Source organism: Streptomyces flavofungini, assembly GCF_041028215.1.
Taxonomy (GTDB): domain Bacteria; phylum Actinomycetota; class Actinomycetes; order Streptomycetales; family Streptomycetaceae; genus Streptomyces; species Streptomyces flavofungini_B.
Map to the genome: position 1 here is coordinate 1 of NZ_JASKYR010000606.1, position 5,943 is coordinate 5,943.

Consider the following 5,943-nt stretch of genomic DNA (forward strand, 5'->3'; position numbering starts at 1 on the left):
GTGGCCGAGGGCGCGGCGCCACCTGGGGAGGGGTACGTGAAGAGACGGCTGGGCGGGCTCATGCTGACGGGCCTGGTGCTTGCGGGATGCGGCTTCGGCTCGTCGGCGCGGGACGAGGCGCCCGCGTACGCGCGCGAGCAGGGGGTGCCGAGGGTCCGCGGCGAGAAGGACTTCCCGGCGCTGCCGCTCGACCGCTACGAGTTCGGCGACCGTGACCACGCCCGGATCGAGGAGGCGCAGGCGCACGCCACCCAGCGGTGCATGCGGTCCTTCGGGTTCGACGACTTCCCACTCCGTCCGGGCCGGCCGAAGATGGCCCTGACGTACGAATCCACCCTGGTGGCCGTCTCCGTGTCCCCGTACGGGATGCTCGACCTCGACCAGGTCCGCCGCTTCGGCTACGGCTTCGACGAGGACGACCTCAAGACGGTGCGGGACGACCGCGAGCCCGAGGGGCGGGTGCCCACGGACCGGGAGAACACCTTCCTGCGCGGCGTCGGCGTACCGGACGGGCACGCCGACAGGGTCCGTGGCCGCGAGGTGCCCGAGGGCGGCTGTGCCACGGCGGGGACCAGGCGGGTGTGGGGCGACGCCGAGAAGCTGGCACGGCTGCGCGGTTTCGTCTCCGGGCGTCTCGGCCGACTGAACAAGGCCGTGGCCAAGGACCCCCGGGTCCGCCGCGCCTTCCGCGACTGGTCGCGCTGTGTGGCGGACAAGGGCCACGGGCGGTTCGCGAGCCCCGCGGCGGCCTTCCGCGACAAGCGGTGGCGCGCGGGCCGGAAGGACGGCAACACCGCGCGGACGAAGGAGGAGCTGGCCACCGCCGTCGCCGACGTCGAGTGCAACCACGCGCTGAACACGGCGGGCGTGTGGTGGAGCGTGAGCGACGAGAAGCAGCGGGCGGACATCCGCGCCCACGAGGACCGGTACGAGGCCGTGCGGGCGGACCTGGACCGGGTACGGGCCGCCGCCCGCAAGGAGCTCGGGTAGCGACCGCACCGCGCGGGCGGCCCGCCGACCGGCGGCCCCGTAGTGATAGACACGTCGGATGACGATCTCCGGCCGGGCGTTCGACGCCGTACTGAGTGACCTCGACGGTGTGATCCGCTTCTACGACATGGCGGACCTCGAACAGCGGGAGGCGGCGGCGGGACTGCCGCCCGGCAGCACCGCCGAGGTCGCCTTCGCGCCCGAGACCGACCAGCCGCTGATGCGCGGGGAGATCACCAAGGAGCAGTGGGTCGAGTCCATCGCCCGTGGGCTCGCGGACCGCGTGCCCCGGGAGATCGGGCGGGAGCTGGGGCACACGCTGGCCGAGACCAAGTTCCATGCCGACGACGCGGTGGTCGGGCTGCTCCGCGGGGTCCGCGCGGCCGGGCTGCCCGTCCTGCTCGTGACCAACGCGACGCCCTGGCTCGCCGACGACCTCGCGCTGCTCGGCCTCACCGGCCCCGACGGCCTCTTCGACGCCGTGCTCAGCAGCGCCGACCTCGGCGTCGTCAAGCCGGACCGCGCCATCTACGAGGCGGCGGTCCGCCGCGCGGGCGTCCCCGCCGACTGCTGCCTCTTCGTCGACGACCGCCAGGAGAACGTGGACGCGGCGGTCGCCCTCGGCATGCGGGGGCTGCTGTACCGCGAACCGTCCGATCTGGAAGCGGCGCTCCGCGGCCACGGTGCCGGAGCGCGAGGGGAGAGACCGACCGATGGATGACAAGCGCGCGCGGGAGGCGGCTGTGGCGGCCGCCTTCGAGGAGCACCGACCACGGCTGAACGCGGTCGCCTACCGCATGCTCGGCTCACTCGCGGAGTCCGAGGACGCGGTCCAGGAGGCCTGGTTCAGGCTGAGCCGCTCCGACGCGGCCGAGGTGCGGAACCTGGGCGGCTGGCTCACCACCGTGGTCGGCCGGGTCTGCCTGGACCTGCTGCGCTCCCGGCAGGCCCGCCGCGAGGACTCCCTGGACGTCTCCCTGGAGACCCATGTGCCCGACCCCGTCCTGAGCCGCCTGGACACGGCCGATCCCGAGCAGGAGGCGCTGCTCGCCGACTCCGTGGGCCTCGCGCTCCTCGTCGTGCTCGACACCCTCGCGCCCGCCGAGCGCCTCGCGTTCGTGCTGCACGACATGTTCGCCGTGCCGTTCGATGACATCGCGCCCGTCGTCGAGCGCTCGGCCGCCGCGACCCGGCAGCTCGCCAGCCGGGCCAGGCGCCGCGTACGGGACTCCGCCCCGGCCCCGGAGACCGACGTCGCCAAGCAGCGCGAGGTCGTCGACGCCTGGATGGCGGCCACCAGGGCGGGCGACTTCGACGCGCTGCTCGCCCTGCTCGACCCCGACGTCGTACTCCGCGCGGACAGCGGCGACCTCTCCTCCGGTCTGTCGCAACTGGTGCGCGGCGCCACGGCGGTGGCCGGGCAGGCGGCGATGTTCGCCTCGCTCGCCGACGTCCAGGCCGTGGTGCTGGTCAACGGCCTGCCCGGCCTGGTCGCCGCGCCCGGCGGCACGGTGTTCTCGGTCGGTGCCTTCACGGTCGTGGACGGCAGGATCACCGAGATCAACATCCTCGCCGACCCGGAGCGGCTGCGGGACCTGGACGCGGGGGCGCTGCTCGGCTGAGGGCGCCGGGTAGTGCCCGGAGGGCGGCGGAGGTCGGAGCCTGTGTCTCTCAGTCACGGCCGCCGCTCTCCTCCCGGCCGCCGCCGTTCGTCCTGCGCACCACCCGGAGCAGGTACTCCTTGCGGTGCAGCGGGTCGTCGTCCGTCCGCGCGCGGGCCGGGGCGGTGCCGCGCACCGGCTCGTAGTGGTCGAAGGCGGACTCCAGCTCGCCCTCGCCGCGCGTGAGTCCGGGCAGCCGCTGCTCCAGGGCGTGCACCTGGCCCGCGGGGATGTCGCCCTCAAGGCGGCAGGAGTCCCCGCCGGTCGTCGGCGTGTGGGGTACGGCCCGCAGCCGCGAGAGGACCGGGAGCACCGCGCCGAGGGTGTCGGCGGGCACGTCGAGCGTGAAGCGGTGCATCGGCTCGTGCACCGCCGTGCCCGCCCGGCGCAGCGCGTCCATCAGGACCAGCGGCGTCAGCTGCCGGAAGTCCCCCGCGGTACTCGACATGCTCTTGTCGAACGTGCCGTGCGCGTGGCTCTGCCGCGGCCAGTACCCGGCGTGCGTCATCGTGACCGCGCAGTCGGGGACGCGCCAGCCGTGCAGCCCCTGGGCCAGGGTCTCCCTGACGGTCTCCTCGACCGCGCGGAAGAACGCGTACGGCATCGAACCGAGCTCGACGCCGAGCCGGAAATCCACACCGGAGCCGGCCGGCGCGGGCCCGACCCGCAGCCCGACCGTGGCGAGGAAGGGGTTGGGTTCCCTGTCGATGATCTCGAAGGCCTCGCCCGTGCCGACGACCCGTTCCACACAGATCGTCGTCGTCGAGCGGAAGGTGACGTCCAGGCCGAAGTCGGCCGCGAGGGTCGCCTGGATGACCTCCTTCTGCACCTCGCCGTAGAGCGAGACGGACACCTCCCGCCGTACGCCGTCCTGCCGCAGGCCGATCAGCGGGTCCTGCTCGGCGAGCTGGGTGAGGGCGACGTGCAGGGCGCCCCGGTCGCCCGACCGCACCGGCGCGACGACCGTCTCCAGGGTCGGCGGCGCGAAGAAGCGCTCCCCGGCCCCCGCTCCCGCACGCGGCACGCCGAGCACGTCGCCGATCCGTACGTCACCGAGCCCCCACAGCTTGCCGATGCGGCCCGCGGGGACCCGGGCGGCGCGCTCGTCCGTGCCCCGCTCGAAGACGCTGACGGCGGTGACCCTGCCCTCCCTCGCGTCCGTACCGTCGCCCGCCGCGAGGGGGAGGCGGTCCCGGGTGCCGACCGAGCCCGAGAACACGCGTACGTAGGCGATCTTCTCCCCGGCCGCCCCGCGCTCGACCTTGAACACGCTGCCGGAGAGCGGGGCTCCGGGGTCGCCCGCCGCGCCGGGCAGGAACTCCGCGATCCCGGCGGCGAGGTCGGCGACTCCGACGCCGGTGATGGCGGAGCCGAAGTAGACGGGGTGCACCAGGGCGCGCCGGGTCTGCCGGGCCAGTTCGCGGCGGAGCCGCCCGGGGGTGAGGGAGGCCGGGTCCTCCACGTACGCGGTGAGCAGCTCGTCGTCGTGCCCGGCGAGCAGTTCGGCGAGGCCGGGGGGCAGGCCGGGCGCGGTGAACGGGGTGAAGGCCGCGTCACGGGTGCCGAGTCCCTCGACCGTGCCCATCGGGGTGATGCCGGGGGTGAGCCGCCGGGCGATGTGGTCGAGCACGCCTTCGTAGCGGGCGCCGCCCCGGTCCGCCTTGTTCACGAAGACCAGGGTGGGGATGCCCAGGCGCCGCAGGGTGCGCAGCAGGACGCGGGTCTGCGCCTGGACGCCCTCCACGGCGGAGACCACGAGAACGGCACCGTCGAGCACGCTCAGGACGCGCTCCACCTCGGCGATGAAGTCGGGGTGCCCGGGGGTGTCGATCAGGTTGACCGTGACGTCGCCGCCCGCGTCCGCGGGGGCGCCGATGACGAAGGAGACGACCGCTGACTTGATCGTGATGCCGCGCTGCCGCTCCAGGGCGAGGGAGTCGGTGCGGGTGCTGCCGTCGTCCACGCGGCCGACCTCGTCGATGACGCCCGCGTGGTGCAGGAGCCGCTCGGTGAGGCTGGTCTTTCCGGCGTCGATGTGGGCGAGGATGCCGAGGTTCAGGCAGCGCGCGCCGGGCGTGGGGTCAGCCTCGGCGTCGTGCCTCGGGTTCGGGTTCTGAGCAGGTGAATGCGTTTGCACGTACCGTCATGTCCTTAGAAGAGGGGGCAAAACCTTCTGAATGGGACATGCGCGAACGCCGCATTTCTTCTCCTGCCGGGGGTGCGGGTGTGAGGTGCCCGCTCCTCGCGGGCCTCGTCAGTGCATCAGGCCGCCGGACCGCGCGGCAACCGATTAACAGCGGCCACCATCGACCGCTCCCGGTCCGTCACAGGGTGTCGTCCACAGCGGCGGCCCCCGTGCCCGTCGCCTCGACGCCGCGGCGGCGGGCCCACCACAGCACGAGCGCCGCGTATCCGCCGATCATGACGACGTCCACGCAGACCGACAGCGCGTCCATGTCGGCGGCCGTCTCGTCGGAGGCGAGCGCTCCGGCGACGGCGGCGGAGAGGCCCATGGCGAGCAGGTTGTTGATGACGTGCAGCCCGATCGCCGCCTCCAGACCGCCCGTACGCACCGTCAGCACGCCCGCGACCAGCGCGAACACCATGAGGTCCGCGAAGCCCCACGGAGTGCCCCAGCCGTGGGCCGCCGCGAACAGCGGGGCCTGCGGCAGGATCGCCACCCACGGCGAACGGCACCAGGCACCGACCGCCTGCGTGAGCCAGCCCCGGAAGACGTACTCCTCGGCGGCCCCCTGGAACGGCACGAGCACACAGACCATCGCGAGGCCCAGCAGGAAGTCCGGGAGCCCCGCCCAGACCATGTCGTCCGTGCCGTCGCCCGACGCCCCGGGGAGCAGCAGCATGACCCCGAGCGACGCGGCGACCAGCGGCACCGCGAGCAGCAGGCAGCGCGTCAGCCAGTCCCAGCGCAGCCGTCCGGCCACCGACGACACCGACCCCGCGGGGCGCCGCTGGGTCCAGCAGGCGGCGAGGAGCACCACGGGCAGCACCAGGGCCAGCGAGAGCAGGCCCTGCCCGGTCTCCCCGATGCCGCCCCAGATCCGGAACCCGTCCTTGTCCACGGGCTTGTCCAGCGCCGCGCCCGCGATCTCCGCGCCGAGCAGGACGACCAGCGTGACGGCGACGGCACCGCCGAGCACCACGGCGGTCCCGGCCACCGGCCGCCACCAGCGGTGTGCGCCGGTGGACCGGGCGAGGCGGTGGTAGGGGAGCGGCGGCGACACGTACCGGGGCTCGGGCTGGTGCGGGAAGGGAGGGGTGCGAGGGGCCC

5 protein-coding genes are annotated in these 5,943 nt (G+C 74.1%); 3 read left to right on the forward strand and 2 right to left on the reverse strand.

All coding sequences use genetic code 11. The features are described from left to right. The 3 genes from AB8Z36_RS30800 to sigJ form a co-directional block, all read left to right on the forward strand. On the forward strand, nucleotides 1-990 hold a 990-nt coding region (locus AB8Z36_RS30800; RefSeq protein ID WP_369216677.1), incomplete at its 5' end, for a hypothetical protein. A gap of 58 nt (nucleotides 991-1,048) precedes the next feature. Further along, nucleotides 1,049-1,711: an HAD-IA family hydrolase gene (locus tag AB8Z36_RS30805; protein WP_369216678.1), complete on the forward strand. Its 663-nt coding sequence runs from the start codon at nucleotides 1,049-1,051 to the stop codon at nucleotides 1,709-1,711. Continuing rightward, nucleotides 1,704-2,612: an RNA polymerase sigma factor SigJ gene (sigJ, locus tag AB8Z36_RS30810; RefSeq protein ID WP_369216679.1), complete on the forward strand. Its 909-nt coding sequence runs from the start codon at nucleotides 1,704-1,706 to the stop codon at nucleotides 2,610-2,612. Before AB8Z36_RS30805 ends, sigJ begins: the two co-directional genes overlap by 8 nt. A gap of 49 nt (nucleotides 2,613-2,661) precedes the next feature. Here sigJ and AB8Z36_RS30815 read toward each other — a convergent pair whose 3' ends face one another. Together AB8Z36_RS30815 and AB8Z36_RS30820 are read right to left on the reverse strand one after the other, a co-directional pair. Beyond that, nucleotides 2,662-4,710, reverse strand: coding sequence for a GTP-binding protein (locus AB8Z36_RS30815; protein WP_369216681.1), 2,049 nt, complete (start codon nucleotides 4,708-4,710; stop codon nucleotides 2,662-2,664). Between the two features lie 265 nt (nucleotides 4,711-4,975). After that, a partial coding sequence (locus tag AB8Z36_RS30820) for a CPBP family intramembrane glutamic endopeptidase (RefSeq protein ID WP_369216680.1) occupies nucleotides 4,976-5,943 on the reverse strand: 968 nt, incomplete at its 5' end.

What these genes read in the sequence shown, in the direction of transcription:
- AB8Z36_RS30805 (WP_369216678.1), top strand. Translation starts at nt 1,049, where the DNA reads ATGACGATCTCCGGCCGGGCGTTCGACGCCGTACTGAGTGACCTCGAC.
- sigJ (WP_369216679.1), top strand. Translation starts at nt 1,704, where the DNA reads ATGGATGACAAGCGCGCGCGGGAGGCGGCTGTGGCGGCCGCCTTCGAG.